The 1,480-nt window shown below is 58.2% G+C and carries 1 protein-coding gene; it reads left to right on the top strand.

Going from position 1 to position 1,480, the window contains the following annotated elements; translation table 11 throughout:
• Positions 1-140 precede the first annotated feature (140 nt).
• Complete coding sequence (locus EFB14_RS32740; RefSeq protein ID WP_126830946.1) at positions 141-1,211, top strand: IS110 family RNA-guided transposase; 1,071 nt, start codon at positions 141-143, stop codon at positions 1,209-1,211.
• The last annotated feature ends 269 nt before the right edge of the window (positions 1,212-1,480 follow it).

Genomic DNA, 1,480 nt, shown 5'->3' with positions numbered 1-1,480 from the left:
AGGAGGTGGCATGAAAGAGGCCGCGCCCAGCATTGAGAGAACGGATTTCTGAGATGCAGATGATCTTGGGACAGTCACGCCTTGCGCTGTTTGGCCTACCTTACTTGGGTTTTCGCGAACTCATGGAAGGAGAGCAAAGCGTGACTGCACCTTATGATTATCACATTGGGGTAGATTACCACAAAAGCTACAGCCACCTTGTCGTGCAAGATTCCACCGGCAAGACACTACGATCCGGGCGAGTGAAGAACGATCGTCAGTCGCTCGGGTCGTTTCTCGAGCGCTATCGGGAGAACAGCCATGCGGTGGTGGAAGCCACCCGCAACTGGATGGTGATGTACGACTGGCTCGACGACATTTGTGATGATGTCGTTCTCGCCCATCCGCTGAAGGTCAAGGCCATTGCCGATGCCAAGATCAAGACGGACAAGATCGATGCGACGGTGCTGGCGCATCTGCTCAGGGCCGACCTGGTGCCGGAGGCCTGGGCACCAAGCGACAAATCGCGAGACCTTCGCGTCGCCCTGCGTGAGCGGATGTTTTACGTGCGGCTGCGCACGATGACGAAGAACCGCATCGTTACGGTGTTTGATCGTTATCCGGAGCAGACGGCACAGCTGCAGAAGCTCGGCGATCTGTTTGGCAAAGCCGGCCGCGTCCAGCTGGCGCAGGTGAAGGTCTCGGAGATCGACCGCATCCAGATCGACCGTGGTCTCGCCTTCATCGCGGACATCGACGTGCGGATCAAGCAGTCGGAAGCAACGATCCGGGCGATGACCAAGGCCAATAGCAACGTGAAGCTGTTGAAGACCATCCCTGGCATTGGGGAGTTCTTCGCCCGGCTTATCGACGCCGAGATTGACGACATCAGTCGCTTCCGGAATCCGAAGAAGCTGGCCGCCTATGCTGGTCTCGTTCCCTCGACCTATTCCTCCGGCGGCAAGACCTACCACGGCAAGATCATCAAGCAGGGCAACAAGTGGCTGCGCTGGGCCTTTGTCGAGGCAGTCACACCGGCCGTGGCCACGGACCCGCAGCTTAAAGCCCAGTTCGAGCATTTGAAGTTCAGAGGAGCAAACAAGGCGCGCGTTGCCATCGCGCGCAAGCTTTTGACGGTCGTCTTCCAGATTCTGCGCGACCAGCGCCCCTACGAGCGGCGCGGCGCAAATGCAGAGGAAGGCGCATCGTCAGCAATATCCCGGCTGTCCTGATGTTGGTTTAGCGAGCCTGGCAGGTCCGGGCTGCGCTCTTACAGGAGAATGGGAAGCCGGGAGCCGAACGCCACTCTGTGACCGAAGCCGAAAAGCAGACCGGCGTTAGGGTCACGAATTGGAGAATGGTTCAGCACCGCAGGATGGAAAAGCCCGTCCTGCGAACGGAGAAAATTTACCCGGTCGGCAGAATGCCGGTCAAAACACAACCGAACCCAGGGAAAGCCCTGCAGAACAAGCGTTCTGCCCCTTGTGTTCTTTCATTGGAG

The organism is Rhizobium fabae, assembly GCF_003985135.1.
GTDB lineage: Bacteria > Pseudomonadota > Alphaproteobacteria > Rhizobiales > Rhizobiaceae > Rhizobium > Rhizobium pisi.
This window is presented reverse-complemented; position numbering and strand designations above follow the sequence as displayed.